Genomic DNA, 673 nt, shown 5'->3' with positions numbered 1-673 from the left:
TTCTGCGAAATCGCAGTGGAAGAAGCCGTACGCCTGAAAGAGAAAGGCGTTGCGACTGAAATCGTCGTCGTCTCCGTCGGCCCGTCCACCGCTCAGGAGCAACTGCGCACCGCGTTGGCCCTGGGTGCCGACCGCGCCATCCTCGTCGAATCCGCTGAAGATCTGACTTCCCTGGCCGTTGCCAAACTGTTGAAGGCCGTTGTCGACAAGGAACAGCCGCAACTGGTGATCCTGGGCAAGCAAGCCATCGACAGCGACAACAACCAGACCGGCCAGATGCTCGCGGCATTGAGCGGCTACGGTCAGGGCACTTTCGCGTCGAAAGTCGAAGTGTCCGGCGACAGCGTTGCCGTGACCCGCGAAATCGACGGCGGCGCGCAGACCGTTTCCCTGAAACTGCCGGCCATCGTCACCACCGACCTGCGTTTGAACGAGCCGCGCTACGCGTCCCTGCCAAACATCATGAAAGCCAAGAAGAAGCCTCTCGAGACCCTGACTCCGGATGCTTTGGGCGTTTCCACCGCCTCCACCAACAAGACCGTGAAAGTCGAAGCGCCGGCTGCACGCAGCGCGGGTATCAAGGTCAAGTCGGTGGCTGAACTGGTCGAGAAACTGAAAAACGAAGCGAAGGTAATCTGATCATGACTATCTTGGTAATCGCTGAACACGACAA

Annotated in this window: 1 protein-coding gene; it reads left to right on the top strand. The window is 59.1% G+C overall.

Annotation, left to right across the window (positions count from 1 at the left end; genetic code table 11):
- The coding region (locus tag QIW53_RS27185) for an electron transfer flavoprotein subunit beta/FixA family protein (protein WP_371052679.1) at window positions 1-639 on the top strand (639 nt) is incomplete at its 5' end.
- Window positions 640-673 lie beyond the last annotated feature (34 nt).

Source organism: Pseudomonas fluorescens (genome assembly GCF_041354075.1).
GTDB lineage: Bacteria > Pseudomonadota > Gammaproteobacteria > Pseudomonadales > Pseudomonadaceae > Aquipseudomonas > Aquipseudomonas fluorescens_CE.
Note: the sequence above shows the minus strand (reverse complement) of the source record. Positions and strands in the feature narration are given on the sequence as shown.